Here is an 18,980-nt window from a genome sequence, read left to right on the forward strand (position 1 = left end):
CGCCGCTCGGGCGCGACAGGACAGGTGTCAGCGGCGGCGCCGCCCGGAGGTCATCGGGTGGGTGCGACGACGGTCAGACCTGGGCGCCGGACAGGCGCTCCACGGCCCGCAGCAGGGCCGAGTGGTCCAGGCCGCCGTCGCCCTGGGCGCGCAGCGACGCGACGAGCTGGGCCACCACGGCGCCCACCGGCAGCGCGGCACCCACGTTGCGGGCGGCGTCGGTGACGATGCCCATGTCCTTGTGGTGCAGGTCGATGCGGAAGCCCGGCTTGAAGTCGCGGGCCAGGAAGTTGTCCTTCTTCCGCGTCAGCACGGTCGAGCCGGCCAGACCGCCGTTGAGCACGTCCAGGGCGGCCTTCAGGTCCACGCCGGACTTCTCCAGGAAGACCACGGCCTCGGCGCACGCCTGGATGTTCACGGCGACGATGAGCTGGTTGGCGGCCTTCACGGTCTGGCCCGAGCCGTGCGGACCGCACAGCACGATGGTCTTGCCGAGCGCCTCCAGGAGCGGCTTGGCCTCGTCGAAGTCGGCCTGCTCGCCACCGACCATGATGGACAGCACGGCCTCGACGGCACCGGCCTCGCCGCCGGAGACGGGGGCGTCCAGGACGCGCACGCCCTTGTCCTTGGCGGCCGCGGCCAGGTCGACCGAGGTCTGCGGGGTGATGGAGGACATGTCGACCAGCAGCGCGCCGGACTTCGCGTTCTCCAGGATGCCGTCGGGACCGTAGGCGATGGCCTCGACCTGCGGCGACGCGGGCACCATGGTGACGATCACGTCGGCGTCGCGCACGGCCTCGGCGATCGAGCCGGCCGCGGTGCCGCCGGCGGCGGCCAGGCGGTCCAGCTTCTCCTGCTCCAGCGTGAAGCCGGTGACCTGGTAACCCGCCTTGATCAGGTTCTCGGACATGGGCGAGCCCATGATGCCGAGTCCGATCCAGGCGACCTTGGGGAGCGTGCTCATGATGGGTACCTCTCTGGCGATCTCTGAGAAAAGTTCTGCGGGTGGCGCTCAGCGGGCCGCGCGGGCCCCGGCCGGCAGCCAGGAGAAGGACTCGGCGCTCGGGCCGTCGCCCGGCTTGTACTCCAGGCCGACCCAGCCCTCGTACCCGGCCTTCGCCAGTCGGTCGAGCAGTTCCTCCAGCGGGAGGGTGCCGGTGCCGGGGGCGCCGCGGCCCGGGTTGTCGGCGATCTGGACGTGTCCGGTCTTCGCGGCGTACGCGTCGATCACCTGCGGCAGGTCCTCGCCGTTCATGGACAGGTGGTAGAGGTCCATGAGGAACTTGGCGTTGCCGAGGCCGGTGGCCGCGTTGACCTTGTCCACGACCTCGATCGCGGCCGGTGCCGACACCAGCGGGTACCGCGGCGACTCGGGCTTGTTGAGCGCCTCGATCAGCAGGATCGCGCCGATCCGGTCGGCCGCGCGGGCCGCCAGCACCAGGTTCTCCAGCGCGAGCCGGTCCTGTTCGGCCGGGTCCACGCCCTCGACGCGGTTGCCGTACAGGGCGTTGAGCGCCGTGCAGCCCAGCGACCGGGCGAAGTCGGCGGCCACGTCGATGTTGGCGCGGAAGCGGTCCGACTCCTCGCCGGGGAGCGACAGCGCGCCCCGGTCGGGGCCGGGCAGCCGTCCGGCGTAGAAGTTCAGCCCGGTGAGCCGGACGCCCGCGTCCTCGATCGCCGACTTGAGGGCGTCGAGCTCGGACTGCTCGGGGGTGGGCGCGTCGATCCAGGGCCACCACAGCTCGACCGCGGTGAAGCCGGCCGCGGCGGCGGCCGCGGGGCGCTCCAGGAGCGGGAGTTCCGTGAAGAGGATCGACAGGTTGACGTTGAAGCGCTGGTCTGCGAATCCCATCGGGTGCCGCGCTCCCTTCCGTGTCGAGGGTGTTTCCGTATTACGGAAGTTCGTTTCTGCTTAATGGAAGATTGCCCGGGGAGTGTCGCCCTTGTCAAGAGGGGGCGGCGCAACGCGCTCGCCGCGCGTTAGGTTGACCGCGTGCGATTGAGAGTGGAGTTCACGACCGAACCCTTCGACCTGGACGAGGCGCCCGCCCACGCGGTGGTGGCCCGGGAGGTCGTCGAGGCCGCCGAACTGGACGCCGTCGACGTCGGCCCGTTCGGCAACACCGCCGAGGGCGGCGCCGACCAGGTGCTGAGTGCCGTGGAGGCGCTGCTGCGCCGCTCCCTGGAGGCGGGCGCCACCCGGATCTCGCTCCAGGTCAACGTGGTCGGGGACGGCGCCGAGGGTGAGGTCGAGCGGTGACCGGCCCGGCCGAGGAGCCGTTCGTCGCCGCCGTCAAACCCCTCGTCGACGCCATGGGCGGCGAGATGCTGCCCCCGGACGAGGCCGGCCGGGAGGACGTCGTGCTCTCCTGGGAGGGCGCCGACGTCGTCGCCGTGCGCCTGCCCCAGCTCGCCGACTCCCTGGACCACATCCTGGCCGCCATGGAGCGCCGGGAGGGAAGGCCGCTGGCCGAGCTCGACCGCAGGGCCAAGCAGGAGGTCGTACGGGCCCTGGAGGCGCGCGGCGCCTTCGCCGTACGGCACGGCGTGGAGACCGTCGCGAGCGCCCTCGGCGTCAGCCGCTTCACCGTGTACAACTACCTCAACCGCGAGAAGAACACCTGAGCGGCACCGTTCCCCCGCACCTCCAGCCGCCGTCCGGTCACCGGGCGGCGGCTTTTCTGACCCCAAATTTTCAACAAAGTGTTGACGGCTTGTTTCCGAGGGCGTTAGCTATCGGCACGCCCGCTCAGCACAAGGCCACGGAGGCTCCCGTGACGTCCACTTCCGCGACGGGCCTGGCCCGCTTCAACACCCTCGAGGAGTCCTCGGCACGCGCCGAACTCCTCGAGGCGTGCGCCGCCACGGCATGGGCCCGGCAACTGCTCGCCGCCCGCCCCTTCGCCACCCCCGAGGACCTGTACGCCGCCAGCGACGCCGCCATGGCCCGACTGACCGCCGAGGACCTCGCGGAGGCGATGGCCGGGCACCCGCCGATCGGCCGCCCCAAGCCGGGCGACCCCACATCGTCCCGCGAACAGGCGGGCATGGCCGGCGCCGCCGAGGAACTCAAGGCGGAGATGCTCGAACTGAACCTGGCCTACCAGGAGAAGTTCGGCCACGTCTTCCTCATCTGCGCCACCGGCCGGACCGGCGAGCAGATGCGCGACGCGGTCAAGGAACGGATCGGCAACTCGCCCGAGCAGGAGCGGGAGATCGTCCGCACCGAACTGGGCAGGATCAACCGCATCCGCCTGACCCGACTCGTCGAACAGGACGCCTGACCATGAGCACCAGCACCACCGCCTCCGTGTCCACGCACATCCTGGACACCAGCGTCGGCCGTCCCGCCGAGGGCGTCGCCGTCCGGCTCGCCGCCCGCTCGGGGGCGGACGCGGACTGGCGGGCACTCGGCGGCTCCGCGACCGACGCCGACGGCCGGTGCAAGGACCTCCCGGCCCTGCCGGAGGGCACCACCCACGTACGGCTCGTGTACGACACCGAGACGTACTTCGCCAAGAAACAAGCCGCGGCCCAGCAGGACGCCCCCGCGCTCCGGGACAGCGAGAACGGCCGGCCCGTGTTCTTCCCCGAAGTCACCATCGCCTTCGCGGTGGTGCCCGGCGAGCACTACCACGTTCCGCTGCTGCTCAACCCGTTCGGCTACTCCGTTTACCGAGGGAGCTGACCGACACATGACCCGTTTCGTCCTGGGACAGAACCAGTACGGCAAGGCAGAGAACCGCGTCGTCAAGATCACGCGTGACGGCGACACGCACCACATCAAGGACCTGAACGTCTCCGTCGCCCTGTCCGGCGACATGGAGGAGGTCCACCGCAGCGGTTCCAACGCCAACGTCCTGCCGACCGACACCACCAAGAACACGGTGTTCGCCTTCGCCAAGGAGCACGGCATCGAGAGCGCCGAGGACCTCGGCGTCAAGCTCGCCCGCCACTTCGTCGACAACAACGAGCCGATCCACCGGGCCCGCATCCGCATCGAGGAGTACGGCTGGGAGCGGATCGAGACCTCGAAGGGCGGCGCCCGCTTCGTCGGCGCGGAGGAGATCGCGCACTCCTTCGTCCGCACCGGCCAGGAGACCCGCGTCGCGCAGATCACCTACGACGGCCACGGCATCCAGGTGCTCTCCGGGTTCAAGGACCTGACCGTCCTGAACTCCACCAACTCCGAGTTCTTCGGCTTCCTCAAGGACAAGTACACCACCCTCCCGGAGGACCACGACCGCATCCTGGCCACCACCGTCTCCACCTGGTGGCGGCACAACTGGGACGGCATCGACTCGCACGCCCCCGACTGGGACCGTTCCTACAACGGGGTGCGCAAGCACGCGCTCCAGGCGTTCGCCGAGACCTACTCGTACTCGCTCCAGCAGACCCTCTTCGAGATGGGTGTGCGGGTGCTCAACTCCCGCGACGAGGTCGACGAGATCCGCTTCTCGATGCCCAACAAGCACCACTTCCGCTCGGACCTGTCGCCCTTCGGGATCGACAACGAGGCCAAGGACGGCGCCGTGTACTACGCCGCCGACCGCCCCTACGGCCTGATCGAGGCCACCATCCTGCGCGACGGCGCCGAGCAACTCATCCCGGTCGACATGACCAACCTCTGACGCGGTACGCGCGCCGCCGGCCCCGCCCCCCGGGGCCGGCGGCGCGGCACACCGGAGGATTCACCATGGCACAGCCTGCGAAAGGGCCCGTCACAGGCCAGGGTTCCGCCCCGGCCGCCGGCCCCTGTACCACCCCGCCGGTGCACACCGAGGACGCCGTCACGTCCGTGCACCCGGTGGACGAGAAGCTCCACCCCTCGCGGCTCGTTCCCGCCGCGCTCCAGCACATCGCCGCCATGTACGCGGGCGTCGTCACTCCTCCGCTCATCATCGGCCAGGCCTGCGGCCTGGACATCGAGGGCCGCACCCGGCTGATCGCCGCCTCGCTGCTGATCGCGGGCGTCGCCACCCTGCTCCAGACGCTCGGCGTCAAGGGCTTCGTCGGCAACCGCCTGCCGTTCGTCAACGCCGCCTCCTCGGCCGGCATCGCGCCCATCCTCGCCATCGTCGAGACCAACGCGAAGGGCAGCCAACTCCCCGCCGTCTACGGCGCGGTGATGGTCGCCGGCGTCTTCTGTCTCGCCGTCGGCCCGTTCTTCGGCAGACTGCTGCGCTTCTTCCCGCCCCTGGTCACGGGTGTCGTCATCACCCTCATCGGCGTCACGCTGATGCCCGTCCCGGTCGGCTGGGCCCAGGGCGGCGACAAGGCCGCCGCGGACTTCGGCTCGATGCGCAACCTCGCGCTCGCCGCCTTCACCCTCGCGGTCATTCTCGTCATCCAGCGCTTCGGCCAGGGCTTCGTCAAGCAAGTGGCGCTGCTCTTCGGCCTGTTGATCGGCACCCTGGTCGCCGTCCCCTTCGGCATGGCCGACTTCGGCGCCCTGCGTTCCGCGCCGGTGGCCGCCCTGCCCACCCCCTTCGCCTTCGGTGCCCCCGAGTTCCAGCCCGCGGCCATCCTGTCGCTGTGCATCGTCATGCTGGTCCTGATGACGGAGTCGTCCGCGGGCATGCTCGCCCTCGGCGAGATCTGCGACCGCCGCGCCGACGCCAAGGTCATCACCCGCGGCCTGCGCACCGACGGCCTCGCCACCCTGATCGGCCCCGTCTTCGGCGGCTTCCCCACCTCCGCCTTCGCGCAGAACGTCGGCGTCGTCTCCCTCACCCGGGTGCGCAGCCGCTACGTCGTCGCCGTCGCCGGCGCCACCCTGCTCGTCCTCGGCGCCTTCCCGGTCCTCGGCGCGGTCGTCTCGCTGGTGCCGATGCCGGTGCTCGGCGGCGCGGGCATCGTGCTGTTCGGCTCGATCGCGGTCAGCGGCATCCGTACGCTCTCCGAGGCCGGCCTCGACGACAGCTCCAACATCATCCTGGTCGCCGTGGCGCTGGGCGCGGGCATCATCCCGCTGGCCGCGCCGACCTTCTACGCCGAGTTCCCCGCCTGGGCCCAGACCGTCCTGGGCTCCGGCATCAGTGCCGGGGCGATCGTCGCCGTCGCCCTCAACCTGTTCTTTCACCACCTCGGCACCCGGAGCCGCCACGCGGCCCCGGCACTCAAATCCTCCTAGGGTCCTGCCGTGCCCTCCCCGTGGACATCCGACTCCCCGTCCACGGGCCGCGCAGACAGAGAAGGAAGCAGCATGGCAGCATCAGCGGCAGCCGATCGCGTCGCCGCCGGGACGGCACCCGATCGCATCGTCGTCGAGAACTGCGCCGTCGCGACCGTCGACGCGGACGACACCGAGTACGCCTCGGGCCATGTCGTCCTCGCCGGCAACCGGATCGAGTCGGTCGGCGCGGGGCGTGCACCCGAGGGCCTGGAGAACGTCGTACGCCGGATCGACGCGACCGGACACCTGGTCACCCCCGGCCTGGTCAACACCCATCACCACTTCTACCAGTGGCTCACCCGGGGCCTGGCCACCGACCACAACCTGTTCGCGTGGCTGGTCGCCCTGTACCCGACCTGGGCGCGCATCGACGAGCCGATGGCCCGCACAGCGGCCCAGGGCTCGCTGGCGATGATGGCCCGCGGCGGCGTCACCACCGCCGCGGACCACCACTACATCCACCCGCGCGGCGCCGGCGACCTGTCCGGCGCGATCGTCCGCGCCGCCCGCGACATGGGCGTCCGCTTCACCCTCGCCCGCGGCTCCATGGACCGCGGCGAGTCCGACGGCGGACTGCCGCCCGACTTCGCGGTCGAGAGCCTGGACGACGCGCTGGCCGCCACCGAGGCCACCGTCCGGGAGCACCACGACCCCTCCTTCGACGCGATGACCCAGGTCGCCGTCGCCCCCTGCTCGCCCTTCTCCGTCTCCACCGAACTGATGCGCCAGGGCGCCGAACTGGCCCGCCGGCTCGGCGTACGGCTGCACACCCACGGCTCGGAGACGGTGGAGGAGGAGAAGTTCTGCCACGAGCTGTTCGGCATGGGCCCCACCGACTACTTCGAGTCCACCGGCTGGCTCGGCGAGGACGTGTGGATGGCGCACTGCGTCCACATGAACGAATCCGACATCGCCGCCTTCGCCCGCACCGGCACCGGCGTCGCCCACTGCCCCTCCTCCAACGCCCGCCTGGCCGCGGGCATCGCCCGGGTCCCCGACCTGCTCGCCGCCGGCGTCCCGGTCGGCCTGGGCGTCGACGGCACCGCCTCCAACGAGTCCGGCGAACTGCACACCGAACTGCGCAACGCCCTGCTGATCAACCGCCTCGGCGCCCACCGCGAGTCCGCCCTCGACGCCCGCCAGGCGCTGCGCCTGGGCACCCACGGCGGCGCCCGGGTCCTCGGCCGGGCCGCCGAGACCGGCTCCCTGGAGGCGGGCAAGCTCGCCGACCTGGTGCTGTGGCGGATGGACACCCTCGCCCACTCCGCCATCACCGACCCGGTGACCGCCCTGGTCTTCGGCGCCGCCGCCCCGGTCACGGCGTCGTTCGTGAACGGCCGTCAGATCGTCGAGGACGGCAGGCTGCTCACCGTCGACGAGGACGCCCTCGCCCGCTCCACCCGGGACGAGGCACGACGCCTGGCACGGATCGCCGCGCAGGGCTGAGAACCCCGCACGGCGCCCGCACAACAGAACACCACTTGATCTCCGGCCGGGAGGGACGGCTCCCGGCCGGTAACCGTGGACCCGAGCGGGGTCCACGGTGACCGACTCCGGGGCGTGCGCCCCAGCGCGTACGCCCCGGATAGGTCTCCCGTTTCCCCGAACGGCCCGTCCGGGTCCCGCACGACCACCACCCGCACCACCTCCTTGACACCCACGTCAGAGCCGACGTGCAACCGACCGGAGGAACGCCGCCGTGGCCGACCACCCTGTTGACGAGAAACTCCCGCCGCTGAAGATGGCGACGACCGGCCTGCAACACGTGGCCGCCATGTACGCCGGGGTCGTCGCCCCGCCCCTGATCGTCGGTGCGGCCATCGGCCTGAGCGCCACCGAACTGACCTTCCTCACCGGCGCCTGCCTGTTCACCGCGGGCCTCGCCACCTTCCTGCAGACGCTGGGCATCTGGAAGATCGGTGCCCGGCTGCCCTTCGTCAACGGCGTCACCTTCGCCGGTGTCGCCCCCATGACCGCGGTCGTCGCCTCCACCGACGACAAGTCCGACGCGCTGCCGATCATCTTCGGCGCGGTCATCGTCGCCGGAATCCTCGGCTTCCTCGCCGCGCCCGTCTTCTGCAAGGCGATCCGCTTCTTCCCGCCGGTCGTCACCGGCACCGTCATCACGCTCATAGGCGTGTCCCTGCTGCCGGTCGCCTTCGGCTGGGCCCAGGGACCGAGTCCCACGGCGGACGACTTCGGCTCGGCGACCAACCTCGGCCTGGCCGGGATCACCCTCGTCATCGTGCTGCTGCTGCGCCGCTTCACCCGGGGCTTCGTCAAGCAGATCGCCGTACTGCTCGGCCTGATCGCGGGCACCGTCGTCGCGATCCCGTTCGGCGTCACTGACTTCGGCCCGGTCGCGGACGCCAGTGTGGTCGGCTTCCCCACCCCCTTCCACTTCGGCGCCCCGCAGTTCCAGATCGCCGCGATCCTGTCCATGTGCGTGGTGATGGTGGTCTCGATGACCGAGTCCACGGCCGACATGCTCGCCCTCGGCGAGATCGTCGAGCGTCCGGCCGACGAGAAGACCATCGCCGCCGGCCTGCGCGCCGACACCCTGGGCTCGGCCCTCAGCCCGGTCTTCAACGGCTTCATGTGCAGCGCCTTCGCCCAGAACATCGGCCTGGTCGCGATGACGAAGATCCGCAGCCGCTTCGTCGTCGCGGCAGGCGGCGGCTTCCTGGTCCTGATGGGCCTGTGTCCGATGGCCGCCTCGCTCATCGCCGTCGTCCCCCGCCCGGTCCTGGGCGGCGCCGGCGTGGTCCTCTTCGGCTCGGTCGCGGCCAGCGGCATCCAGACGCTGGTCCGGGCGAGCCTGGACAAGGACAACAACGTCCTGATCGTGGCGGTGTCCCTGGCCGTCGGCATCATCCCGATCGCGGCGCCGGACTTCTACCACTCGTTCCCGGAGAACGCGCGGATCATCCTCGACTCGGGCATCTCCACCGGCTGCGTGGCCGCCGTCCTGCTCAACCTGGTCTTCAACCACATCGGCGGCCGGGAACGCGACGCGGAGGACGTCACCCACCCGATGGAGGCGGGCGACGAGATCAGCGAGTCGTCCCGGGCGGCGGCGATGCCGTAACGCCGGGGACCGCGACCGTGGTGGCGGGGGCCGGGCCTACAGACCGAACAGGCCCGGCTCCGTCGCCAGTTCCTTGAAGCGCTGCCGCGGGTCCGGTACCAGTCTGCGCTCGGTCAGGTCCATCAGGCCGCCGACGGCCTCGACCTCGGCGGCGACGGTGCCGTCGGCCTTGGTGACGACCTGACGGATCCGGAAGGTCTTGCCCTCGCCCCACTCGAACACACAGGACACCGAGACCTCGTCCCCGGCGAGCAGCTCACGCCGGAACCGGATGGTCGTCTCCAGGGCCACCGGTCCGATCCCGCCGGCGACCAGCCCGGCCTGGCTGATCCCCGCGGCCCGGAGCAGCGACCAGCGGGCGTGCTCGGCGTAGTTGAGGTACACCGACTGGTTCAGGTGGCCCTGGGTGTCGGTCTCGTACCCGCGGACGGTCACCGGTACGGAAAACGGCTCGCTCACTGCTGCTGCCTCTCTTCCCACGTGGACGGACGTACCGATCCTGACATGCGGGCGTCACACCTTCCGCGGGGAGGCCAGCAGATAACGGGCCCGCGTGCGCGGCTCGGTGTGCTCCCCGGTCTGCCAGCCCGCCCGCTCCAGCGTCGCCGCGCAGTCCCGCAGCGCGGCGCCGTCCGGCGCGTGCACGGCGACGGCCTCGGGCTGCGGCGTGGCCCGCACCCGGTATCCGCCGGTGCCGTCGGGGCCCGCCGGACGGTGCCCGGCCGCCTCCAGGGCGAGCGCCGCGGCCCGTACGAGGTGAGACCGCTCCCACGCGCACGGCCGGTCCGTGCTCCCGTCGGGATGTGTCATCCGGCGCAGCTCCAGCAGCCCCTGCCAGGCGCCGCGCACCTCCCGCAGCCGTGCGGGCCCCGCATCGCCGCCCGGCGCGGCCTCCTCCCCGCCGACCCGTGCGGCGAACACGCCTCCGGCGGCCCCGGCGTCCGGTACGGCGGGCACCCCCGGCTCGTCCGGCGCCTCGGCCGCCTCCCGTATCCGGTGCCCGGCCGGGGTCAGGAAGTGGTCGTGCGGCGGCCGCGGATGCCGGAAGGCGAGCCCGCGCTTCACCAGCGCCGTGAGCTGCGCCTCCGCGCCCCTCAGGCGCCCGGTGACGGGATCGGCGGCGGCGATGATCCGCCGTTGCGCGGCGGTGGGCGACAGTGCCACGGCGTCCCTCCTTCCCCCAACGGTCACGCCTTCGAAGACTACGACGGGGGTCTGACATTCCAGGCGGCGATCACCGGCCGCCCGTGCTCGGTGCCCAGCCGGCACAGCGTGCCGGTGCCCAGTTGGAACAGCGCCCCGTGCGACGCCGGAAGACCCAGGTGCCGGGCGGTCAGCACGCGCAGGAAGTGCCCGTGTGCCACCAGTACGACGCACCCCTCGGTGTCGGCGAACGCGGCCTCCACCGTGGCCAGCACCCGGTCGGCCCGCTCACCCACCTGCTCGGGCGTCTCCCCGGGGTGGTCCGGCGGCCCGGGCGCGACCCCGTCCGTGAACAGGAACCAGTCCGGCCGGCTCCGGTGGATCTCGACGGTCGTGATCCCCTCGTAGCCGCCGTAGTCCCACTCGTGCAGGTCCGGCTCGACGCGCACCTCGTGCAGCCCGATCAGCTCGGCCGTCTCCCGGGCCCGCTGGAAGGGGCTCACGAAGGCGGCCCCGATCCGGTGGGACCGGATCAGCGGCACCAGGCTCCGCGCCTGCTCCCGCCCCTTCTCGGTCAGCGGAACGTCCGTCAGCCCGGTGTGCCGCCCGGACCGCGACCACTCGGTCTCGCCGTGCCGGACCAGAAAAAGATCACCCATGCCTCCAGGCTACGGCGGGCCGTTCGCCCCGGCCCTCTGTCAGTGGCGTCTGCTTCAGTGAACCCCGTGAGTGACGACTACCTGACCGTGATACCGACCGACCCCTGGTGGCAGCCCGCCGAGGAGGCGGCCGAGCGGGCCGCGGCGGTCGTGGCCGCGCTCCTTCCCGACCGGGACGGAGGGGGAGAGCAGGAGGTCACCTGGCACGACACGGTCGAGGTCGTCACCTGCGGACAGAACCTGGAGCGCATCCGCTGCCCGGGATGCGGGGCGGACCTGAGCATGCGGTGGTGGGGGCGGGAGGTGACGCTCCGGCAGGAGGAGGGCTTCACCACGCTGGGCGCCGCGCCGCCCTGCTGCGGGGTTGAGACCTCCCTCAACGACCTGGTGTACGACTGGCCGTGCGGCTTCGCCCGGTTCGAGATCGACGTGCTCTGTCCGGAGCGGGGCCCGCTCAGCGCGAGGGAACTGGCCCGGGTCGCCGAGGCGCTCGGCCACCCGGTCCGTCAGATCCTGTCCCGGTTCTGAGGTCCCGGCGCGCGCCTCTACTGCCGGTATCCGCTCAGGAACCGCCCGATGCGTCCGATGGCCGCCTCCAGGTCCTCCGCGTGGGGCAGGGTCAGGATGCGGAAGTGGTCGGGGCTCGGCCAGTTGAAGCCGGTGCCCTGGACGACCTGGATCTTCTCGCGGAGCAGCAGGTCCAGGACGAAGCGCTCGTCGTCGTGGATCTTGTGGACCGCCGGGTCGATGCGCGGGAAGGCGTACAGCGCGCCCTTGGGGCGGACGCAGGAGATGCCGGGGATCTCGTTGAGCTTCTCCCAGGCCACGTCCCGCTGTTCGCGCAGCCGTCCGCCGGGTGCGGTCAGCTCGCGGATGGACTGGCGGCCGCCGAGCGCGGCCTGGATGGCGTACTGGGCGGGCGCGTTGGCGCACAGCCGCATGGAGGCCAGCATGGTCAGGCCCTCCAGGTAGTCCCTGGCGTGCTGCTTGGGCCCGGTCACCACCAGCCAGCCGGAGCGGAAGCCCGCCACCCGGTAGGTCTTGGACAGGCCGCAGAAGGTCAGCACCACCAGGTCCGGGGCGAGGGCGGCGGCCGAGTGGTGCACCGCGTCGTCGTACAGGATCTGGTCGTAGATCTCGTCGGCGAGGACCATCAGGCCGTGCCGGCGGGCGAGGTCGAGGATGCCCTCGACGATCTCCTTGGGGTAGACGGCGCCCGTGGGGTTGTTGGGGTTGATGATGACGACCGCCTTGGTGCGGTCGGTGATCTTCGACTCCATGTCGGCCAGGTCCGGGTACCACTCCGCCTGCTCGTCGCAGAGGTAGTGCACCGCCCTGCCGCCCGCGAGGGTGGTCACCGCCGTCCAGAGGGGGAAGTCGGGGGCGGGGATCAGCACCTCGTCGCCGTCCTCCAGCAGGGCCTGGACGGCCATGGAGATCAGCTCCGAGACGCCGTTGCCCAGGTACACGTCGTCCACGTCGACCTCCAGGCCGAGGGCCTGGTAGCGCTGGGCGACGGCCCGGCGGGCGGAGAGGACGCCGCGCGAGTCCGTGTAGCCGTGCGCCTGCGGGAGCATGCGGATCATGTCCTGGACGATCTCCTCCGGCGCCTCGAAGCCGAAGAGGGCCGGGTTGCCGGTGTTGAGGCGCAGGACGCTGTGGCCCGCCTCCTCCAGCGCGTTGGCGTGCTCGATGACCGGGCCGCGGATCTCGTAACAGACCTCGCTGAGCTTGTTCGACTGCCGGAACTCCATGCGCGGCTTCCCCTCCGGAATCTGGTGTTGCTTGGTTTTACCAAGTAGCAGCTTGGAAAGTCCAACAACTTGTCTACACTGCGTCGCATGTCACCTCGTCCTCGCCGTAGCTACGACCAGTACTGTTCCGCCGCCCGCGCGCTCGACGCCGTCGGCGACCGCTGGACCCTGCTGATCGTCCGGGAGCTTCTCGCCGGTCCGCGGCGCTACACCGACCTGCACGCCGACCTGCCCGGCGTCAGCACGGACGTCCTCGCCTCGCGGCTCAGGGACATGGAGCGCGACGGGCTGACGACCCGGCGCCGGCTGCCCCCGCCCGGCGCGGTCTCCGTCTACGAACTCACCGCGCGGGGACGGTCCCTGCTGCCGGTCCTGGAGGCGCTCGGCACGTGGGGCGCGGGCGAGTTGGGGGAGCGGCGGCCCACCGACGCCGTACGGGCGCACTGGTTCGCGCTGCCGCTGCTGCGGGCCCTGCGGGAGGCCGGGGTGACCGAGGGACTCGTCGAAGTGCGGCTGGAGGAGGGGGACTTCCATCTGTACGCCGGTGCCGGTGCCGAGGGGGAGGGCCGTCCGGTGTACGGCGACGGGCCGGCGCCCGGGGAGCCCGACGCCCGGCTCGTGCTGGACGCCGGGACCTGCGCCGCCCTCGGCCGGGGCGGGACGGGCCTGCGGGACGCGGTGCGCGACGGCCGTGTCGTCGTCACCGGCGACGGCGCCGCGGCCAAGGCGCTCAGGGAGGGCTGAAACGGCGGGAGGCCCGCCGAAGCGGGCCTCCCGGTGACACGGTGGGCGAGGGCGCGTCAGGCGCCGGGCGGCACCCGGGACGGCCGTCCCGAACCACGGGTCAGCGCGTATCCGCCGATGCCCGCGAGCGCGGCCAGCACGGCCCCGATCCCGCTCCACACCCAGCGGTCCGACCACCAGCCCGACGACCAGCCGTCCTCCGGCTCGATGGCGGACAGGACGGCGCTCTTGTCGTCCTCGTCGCCCTTGCCGTCACCGGAGGTCACCGCGATGCCCGGCACCAGCGGCTCGGCCAGCGAACCGTCCACCGCCGCGGCGCCGCCGATGTCCTTGGACTCCACCCGGACCTCGGCGGAGACCGGCATGCCGAGGTCGGAGGCCGGCACGTTCACCGCCGTCAGCCGGAGGTAGTACGTGCCCGGCAGCGGGTCGTTGGACCACGGCTCGGACCAGGCGCGCACGGTGCGCAGGACGCAGGCCAGTTCCAGGGAGGAGGTGCGCGCGTCCGCGGTGCGGGTCTGGGCGCCCCACTGGCAGGCCTGGCGGCGGCGCAGACCGTCGTACACGTCGACCCGCCAGGTCTGCGGGGCGTGCGTCTCGAGCAGCTTCACCGTGGCCTTCACGGTGGGACGCTGCTCCGCGTCCGCGGGGAACGACCAGTACAGGTAGTCGCCCGCGGCGCCGTTGGCCGTGGCCGTCTGCCCCTGCTCGAACTCGGCGGCCGTGCGGAAGGACGTGCCCGCCGTGGTCGGCGCGCCACCGTCCGGGGACGGGCTCGCGGAGGGCGAGGCGTCGGCCGCGGCGGGTGCCGCGGCGAGGCCGAGCAGCACCACGGCCGCCGTCAACGCTCGGGTGAAACGCATCAGTTGGTCCTCCAGATCGCGAACCGCCAGCGCGAGAGCCAGCCCCACAGCAGACCGGCGACGAAGCCGACCAGCACCAGCAGGCCGAGCAGCCACCAGCCGCGCCCGAGGCCGAAGGCGGCCACGTCGGCGGAGTCGTTCGGACCGTCCACGACGTCGACGGTCAGCTCCAGCGGCAGACCGGGCGTGGTCTTCACACCGGAGGCGACGGAGAAGGAGTTGGTGACCTGGAGGCACACGGTCTCGGCCGGGGCGTCCTCCTCGTCGCTCTCCGCCTTGGGATAGCGCAGGCCCGTCGAGAGCACGTCGGTACGGCCGTTGCCCGCCGCCTCGCCGCGCACGATCTCCCGGCCGTGCACCGTCACCGCGCGCAGCAGCACCCCGTAGGACGGGTTCACGGCCCGGTCGGCGCCCACGCTCACGGAGGCGCGCAGCTCCTGGCCCGGTTCCACGTCCACCCGGTACCAGCGCTGCTGCCCGAACTCCTCGCGGTCGGTGTACAGCCCGGACTTCAGCGTCGGCGCCTTCGCGCACGCGTCGGCGCCCTCGGTGGCGACCGGCGTCACCACCGGGTCGGCCGCGCGGTCCACCAACTGGTTGACCTTGTCCGTCAGTTCGTCCGCGTGCGCGACCGAGGTGTAGGTGCCGCCGGTCGCCTCGGCGATGCAACTGAGCTGCTGACGCAGCTTGGTGTTGGGGACCAGACCCAGCGTGTCGATAGTGATCCCGATGCCCTTGGCGGCGATCTCGCGGGCCACCTCGCACGGGTCGAGCGGGGCGCAGGTGTCCTCGCCGTCGCTGATCAGCACGATCCGCTTGGAGCCGTTGCCGCCGTCGAGGTCGTCGGCCGCCTTCAGCAGCGCGGGGCCGATCGGCGTCCACCCGGTGGGCGAGAGGGTGGCCACCGCCGTCTTCGCCTCGGTGCGGTCCAGCGGGCCCACCGGATAGAGCTGCGCGGTGTCCTTGCACCCGGTCTTGCGGTCGTCGCCCGGATAGTCGGCGCCCAGCGTGCGGATGCCGAGCTGCACCTCTTCCGGTGTCGCGTCGAGCACCTCGTTGAACGCCTGCTTCGCCGCGGCCATGCGCGTGCCGCCGTCGATGTCCCGGGTCCGCATCGAACCGCTGACGTCGAGCACGAGGTCGACCTTCGGCGCGTCCTCACCCGTGGGTTCACCGGCGACCGCCCCGGCCGGGAACGCCATCCCGGCCGCCAGCGCGGCGAGCAGGGCACAGGTACCCGCCGCCAGCCGTGTTCTTGTGATCATCGGCGGATCCTATTGATCAGTGGCGCCGCGCTCCAAAACGAGACCGTGCGGACACCGCGACGTCACCCGTACCGCAGGGGATGGGGCAGCTCCGTCCACAGGTCCCCCGGTGTTCCCGGCGAAGTCCGCATCAACGTCAGCGCCTTCACCGGAAGCGGACCCTCGCGCAGGGCCACGAGGTCCTCGGTGTCCGGAAGTTGGGGCATCACCGCCTCCAGGACCCCGCACAACGCCGGTCCCGAACCGGCCGTCGCCGCCAGCGCGCCGCCCACCAGCGAGCCGAACAACTTCCGGCGCAGCGCCACGGGTTCGTCGGTGAGCACCCGGTCGGGCAGGTGCGGGACCGGGATGCCGTGCCGGGCCAGACGGGCCGGGGAGACGCGGATGTCGGCCAGGTCGCGGTAGACCAGACGCAGGGGAGCGCCCGCGGCGGACAGCACGACCAGCAGGTTCTGGCCGTGCGCCTCCAGGGCCACGCCCAGCTCCAGCGCGCGCAGCCCGACGGTGAGGGCGAGACGGGCGAACGCCGCCGACCACGCGGGGGAACGGGGCAGGCCGGTGGTCGCCAGCGCCGCCACCGGGACCACGTGCTCGCCCGGCCCCGCGTACTCCCGCGGCGACTCGCGCAGTACGGCGGCCAGGTCGGGGGAGTGGGCGGTGGCCGCGCCCAGCGTACGGGTCACGTGGAGCAGGCCGCCCGTGCGCGCCGCCAGGTCCTCCCCGAACGACGACAGGTCCGCCGACGCGGCGACCGAGGCGACGGAGATGTCCCGCACCGAGGAGGTCAGCCGGGCGCTCAGCGCGGTCTTGACGTGGGGGCCGCCGGGCACGGCGAGGGTCCGCAGGGGCATCAGCGGATGCGCGTCGCGCCACGCCAGACGAGGCCGGTCGAGCACATGGGCCGCCTGCCACGGATGCACCGGCACCAGCACCCGCGCCCCGTCCCGCAGCTCCCGCGGCCACGCCCCCGCCACCAGGCACTCCGCCGCCGCGACCGGCACCAGCCCCAGCCCCACCACCGGCCCGTGCTCGGGCCCGTACGCGAGCTGCTCCGCCACCGAGAAGCCCGGCCGGGCACGGCAGCCGGGGTGGTACGGATGCCCGTCGACCACCCGCCGCTCCCAGCCCCAGTCGCTGTCCGGCCACTCGTCCGGGTGATTCTCCCGCGCCCCCGCCCGGGGCTGCCCCGCCCGCGACAGCGCCAACGACGCGGCGCTGTGGCCCAGTTCCCGGGTGAAGCCCGCCGCGTGCGGTACGGCCAGGTCGGTCATCAGCCGCTCCGGGTCGTCGTAAGCGGCCTCGTCCAGCCGCACGACCGGGACGTACGCGTCCGTGCGGTACGGATCGGCGGCCGGACCGGTCAGCCGGCGGCCGTCCCGCAGGCGCAGGACGACCGTGTCCCCGGCCCGCTCCCGGCCCTCGATCCAGGGCAGCGGTTCGAAGGCGAGGGCGCGCCACAGCCGGGTCAGCACGGCCGCGCGGGCGCCGGGCAGCTCGGCCGTGAACCGGGCGACCAGACCGGGACGGGCGGCCGCCAGCTCGCCGGCGACCTCGGTCGCCGCACTGGGGGGACGGTGCACGGGCTGGCTCCTCGGGTACGGGTACGGGTGGGACGGCGGCACGGCGGAGGGCGGACGACGGTCATGACGCGCGGCACGACCGCTCGCACGACGAGAGACATACTGATCGTCCTGATCGTCTCCGTCCTCCTCTCCGCCATCGACCGACCGTAGGGAACGAGTGGAACGCGTGGATCTCCTGCCCCCGCCCGCCGGCGCCGACTCCCGGGACGACGCGGCGCGGCGCGCCGACGCGTACGCGGCCGTACCGCTGCTCAACTGCCTGCTGCGCGAGGTGGCCGAACCGCTCCCCCATCCCGGCGCCCGCCCCGTCTACCGGCTGCCCGGCGGCAGACTGCTGCGGGTGCGGCGGGGACGCAGGCCCGCCGAGCCGGAGGTCCGCACGGCGGACGGCTGGCACCGCGTCGACCATGCCGAACTGGTGAAACTCGTCGCCGACGCACTGCGGCGGCACACCGGGGTGTCCAATCACGAGCTGCCCACTGAGATCACCGACAGCCGCGACGCGGTGGCCGCGCTGCTGACGGCACGCGCGCGTGCCACCCCGCCCGCGGACACCTACCTCCGCTCCGAGCAGTCGCTGCTCACCGGCCACACCCACCACCCCGCCCCCAAGGCGCGCGGCGGCGGCCCGCAGGCCGGCTGGCTGCCCTACGCGCCCGAGGCGTACGCCCGCTTCCCGCTGGTGCTGCTCGGCGTGCGCGAGGACACCGTCGTCGACGAGGGCGACACCGCCGCCCTGGACGCCCTCGGCAAGGCCCCGCCCGGCTACCGCCTGCTGCCCGCCCACCCCTGGCAGCTCGAACTGACGGCCCCGGCCCTCGCCCCCGCCTTCGCCGACGGGCGCCTCGTCCGGGTGGGCACGACCGGCTTCTTCGTCTGGCCGACGGCCGCGGTCCGTACCGTGTACGCGCCCGAGTACCCGCCGGGACGGGACCTGTTCCTGAAGTTCAGCCTCGACGTGCGCATCACCAACGACATCCGCCGCCTGTGGCGCCACGACCTCATGCGGCTGCGCCGCACCGACACGGCCGTCACCGAGGCCTTCGCCTCCCTCCAGCCCCCCGCCGCGTGGCTGGGCGACCGCGGCCACCGCACCGCGGACTTCGCCTTCGAGGAACTGGCCGTGGTCGTCCGCGACGGAGTGCGCGACCACCTCGTGCCCGGCGCGACCCCGCTCCTGGCCGCCGCGCTCGTGGAGGGCTTCCCCGGCAGCCCGCTGGCGGCCAGCCCGGACCCGGCGGCCTGGTGGGAGGCGTACCTCGCCGCCGTCGTCCCGCCCGTCCTGACCGCCTTCGCCGACGACGGCGTCGTCCTGGAGGCGCACCTCCAGAACACCCTGGTCGCCGTGGACGCGGCGGGCGTCCCCGTGCAGGCGCTCTTCCGGGACGCGGAGGGCGTCAAACTGCTGCCGGACACACCCCGGGCGGCCGGCTGGGAACGCCTGGTCTACTGCCTGGTCGTCAACCACCTGTACGAGGTCGCCGCCGCGCTCGCCGAACACCACCCCGGCCTCGATCCCTGGCCCGCCGTCCGCCGCGCCCTGGCCCGCCACGACCTGCCCGAGATCCCCGCCCTGCTCACCGCCCCCGCCCTCCCCGCCAAGACCAACCTCCTGCTGCGCTGGACCGGCGCGGACGGCGCCGCCGCCCGCTACCGGCCGCTGGCCAACCCGCTGCGCGGGGCACCGGGGTGAAGGCCCCGGGGAC

The 18,980-nt window shown here is 72.7% G+C and carries 20 protein-coding genes; 11 read left to right on the plus strand and 9 right to left on the minus strand.

The window, feature by feature from the left end; all coding sequences use genetic code 11:
- Window positions 1-73: 73 nt before the first annotated feature.
- Both Sdi02f_RS00235 and Sdi02f_RS00240 read right to left on the minus strand, forming a co-directional pair.
- Window positions 74-964 carry a 2-hydroxy-3-oxopropionate reductase gene (locus tag Sdi02f_RS00235; protein WP_030403412.1) on the minus strand — a complete coding sequence of 297 codons (891 nt, stop codon included), beginning with the start codon at window positions 962-964 and terminating at the stop codon, window positions 74-76.
- A 48-nt stretch (window positions 965-1,012) separates the two neighbouring features.
- Window positions 1,013-1,852: a TIM barrel protein gene (locus tag Sdi02f_RS00240; protein ID WP_030403413.1), complete on the minus strand. Its 840-nt coding sequence runs from the start codon at window positions 1,850-1,852 to the stop codon at window positions 1,013-1,015.
- A gap of 141 nt (window positions 1,853-1,993) precedes the next feature.
- Here Sdi02f_RS00240 and Sdi02f_RS00245 point away from each other — a divergent pair, with 141 nt between their 5' ends.
- The 8 genes from Sdi02f_RS00245 (at window position 1,994) to Sdi02f_RS00280 (ending at window position 9,263) form a co-directional block, all read left to right on the plus strand.
- Window positions 1,994-2,260, plus strand: a complete 267-nt coding sequence (locus tag Sdi02f_RS00245) for a YkoF family thiamine-binding protein (protein WP_037799143.1) — start codon at window positions 1,994-1,996, stop codon at window positions 2,258-2,260.
- Window positions 2,257-2,625, plus strand: a complete 369-nt coding sequence (locus Sdi02f_RS00250; RefSeq protein WP_030403415.1) for a helix-turn-helix domain-containing protein — start codon at window positions 2,257-2,259, stop codon at window positions 2,623-2,625. The genes Sdi02f_RS00245 and Sdi02f_RS00250 overlap by 4 nt, the downstream gene beginning before the upstream one ends.
- 149 nt (window positions 2,626-2,774) lie before the next feature.
- Window positions 2,775-3,284 (plus strand): 2-oxo-4-hydroxy-4-carboxy-5-ureidoimidazoline decarboxylase, encoded by a 510-nt coding sequence (uraD, locus tag Sdi02f_RS00255; protein ID WP_030403416.1) that lies wholly within the window; start codon window positions 2,775-2,777, stop codon window positions 3,282-3,284.
- A gap of 2 nt (window positions 3,285-3,286) precedes the next feature.
- Window positions 3,287-3,688 (plus strand): hydroxyisourate hydrolase, encoded by a 402-nt coding sequence (gene uraH / locus Sdi02f_RS00260; RefSeq protein WP_030403417.1) that lies wholly within the window; start codon window positions 3,287-3,289, stop codon window positions 3,686-3,688.
- A 7-nt stretch (window positions 3,689-3,695) separates the two neighbouring features.
- The gene (gene pucL / locus Sdi02f_RS00265) at window positions 3,696-4,631 is read left to right on the plus strand and encodes a factor-independent urate hydroxylase (protein ID WP_030403418.1); all 936 of its coding nucleotides are present in this window, start codon (window positions 3,696-3,698) and stop codon (window positions 4,629-4,631) included.
- Window positions 4,632-4,696: 65 nt separating this feature from the next.
- A complete protein-coding gene (locus Sdi02f_RS00270; protein ID WP_030403419.1) occupies window positions 4,697-6,133 on the plus strand; it encodes a nucleobase:cation symporter-2 family protein in 1,437 nt (478 codons plus the stop codon).
- 72 nt (window positions 6,134-6,205) lie between these two features.
- Window positions 6,206-7,621 (plus strand): 8-oxoguanine deaminase, encoded by a 1,416-nt coding sequence (locus tag Sdi02f_RS00275; RefSeq protein WP_108932472.1) that lies wholly within the window; start codon window positions 6,206-6,208, stop codon window positions 7,619-7,621.
- Between the two features lie 253 nt (window positions 7,622-7,874).
- Window positions 7,875-9,263 carry a nucleobase:cation symporter-2 family protein gene (locus Sdi02f_RS00280; RefSeq protein WP_030403421.1) on the plus strand — a complete coding sequence of 463 codons (1,389 nt, stop codon included), beginning with the start codon at window positions 7,875-7,877 and terminating at the stop codon, window positions 9,261-9,263.
- Between the two features lie 36 nt (window positions 9,264-9,299).
- Here the strand turns inward: Sdi02f_RS00280 and Sdi02f_RS00285 are convergent, their stop codons facing one another.
- Genes Sdi02f_RS00285 through Sdi02f_RS00295 form a run of 3 tightly spaced genes read right to left on the minus strand, consistent with a single transcriptional unit; the run spans window position 9,300 to window position 11,065 of the window.
- The gene (locus Sdi02f_RS00285; RefSeq protein WP_030403422.1) at window positions 9,300-9,722 is read right to left on the minus strand and encodes an acyl-CoA thioesterase; all 423 of its coding nucleotides are present in this window, start codon (window positions 9,720-9,722) and stop codon (window positions 9,300-9,302) included.
- 54 nt (window positions 9,723-9,776) lie between these two features.
- Window positions 9,777-10,427, minus strand: a complete 651-nt coding sequence (locus Sdi02f_RS00290) for a hypothetical protein (protein ID WP_108932473.1) — start codon at window positions 10,425-10,427, stop codon at window positions 9,777-9,779.
- 38 nt (window positions 10,428-10,465) lie between these two features.
- The gene (locus tag Sdi02f_RS00295; protein WP_030403424.1) at window positions 10,466-11,065 is read right to left on the minus strand and encodes a histidine phosphatase family protein; all 600 of its coding nucleotides are present in this window, start codon (window positions 11,063-11,065) and stop codon (window positions 10,466-10,468) included.
- 66 nt (window positions 11,066-11,131) lie between these two features.
- On the opposite strand from Sdi02f_RS00295, the gene Sdi02f_RS00300 reads away from it, so the two are divergent.
- Entirely contained in the window at window positions 11,132-11,593 is a 462-nt protein-coding gene (locus Sdi02f_RS00300; RefSeq protein WP_030403425.1) for a hypothetical protein, read from the plus strand.
- Window positions 11,594-11,610: 17 nt separating this feature from the next.
- Here Sdi02f_RS00300 and Sdi02f_RS00305 read toward each other — a convergent pair whose 3' ends face one another.
- The gene (locus Sdi02f_RS00305) at window positions 11,611-12,819 is read right to left on the minus strand and encodes a pyridoxal phosphate-dependent aminotransferase (RefSeq protein ID WP_053663910.1); all 1,209 of its coding nucleotides are present in this window, start codon (window positions 12,817-12,819) and stop codon (window positions 11,611-11,613) included.
- A gap of 87 nt (window positions 12,820-12,906) precedes the next feature.
- Here Sdi02f_RS00305 and Sdi02f_RS00310 point away from each other — a divergent pair, with 87 nt between their 5' ends.
- Window positions 12,907-13,563 (plus strand): winged helix-turn-helix transcriptional regulator, encoded by a 657-nt coding sequence (locus Sdi02f_RS00310; protein ID WP_031185140.1) that lies wholly within the window; start codon window positions 12,907-12,909, stop codon window positions 13,561-13,563.
- A gap of 56 nt (window positions 13,564-13,619) precedes the next feature.
- Here the strand turns inward: Sdi02f_RS00310 and Sdi02f_RS00315 are convergent, their stop codons facing one another.
- The 3 genes from Sdi02f_RS00315 to Sdi02f_RS00325 all read right to left on the minus strand — a co-directional run bounded on the left by Sdi02f_RS00315 (window position 13,620) and on the right by Sdi02f_RS00325 (window position 17,271).
- Window positions 13,620-14,426: a hypothetical protein gene (locus Sdi02f_RS00315; RefSeq protein ID WP_030403428.1), complete on the minus strand. Its 807-nt coding sequence runs from the start codon at window positions 14,424-14,426 to the stop codon at window positions 13,620-13,622.
- Window positions 14,426-15,691, minus strand: coding sequence for a VWA domain-containing protein (locus tag Sdi02f_RS00320; RefSeq protein ID WP_030403429.1), 1,266 nt, complete (start codon window positions 15,689-15,691; stop codon window positions 14,426-14,428). The genes Sdi02f_RS00315 and Sdi02f_RS00320 overlap by 1 nt, the downstream gene beginning before the upstream one ends.
- 62 nt (window positions 15,692-15,753) lie before the next feature.
- Entirely contained in the window at window positions 15,754-17,271 is a 1,518-nt protein-coding gene (locus Sdi02f_RS00325) for an IucA/IucC family protein (RefSeq protein WP_030403430.1), read from the minus strand.
- A gap of 160 nt (window positions 17,272-17,431) precedes the next feature.
- On the opposite strand from Sdi02f_RS00325, the gene Sdi02f_RS00330 reads away from it, so the two are divergent.
- Window positions 17,432-18,967: an IucA/IucC family protein gene (locus tag Sdi02f_RS00330; protein WP_030403431.1), complete on the plus strand. Its 1,536-nt coding sequence runs from the start codon at window positions 17,432-17,434 to the stop codon at window positions 18,965-18,967.
- Window positions 18,968-18,980 lie beyond the last annotated feature (13 nt).

This window comes from Streptomyces ardesiacus, assembly GCF_003112575.1.
In the GTDB taxonomy this organism is placed as follows: domain Bacteria; phylum Actinomycetota; class Actinomycetes; order Streptomycetales; family Streptomycetaceae; genus Streptomyces; species Streptomyces ardesiacus.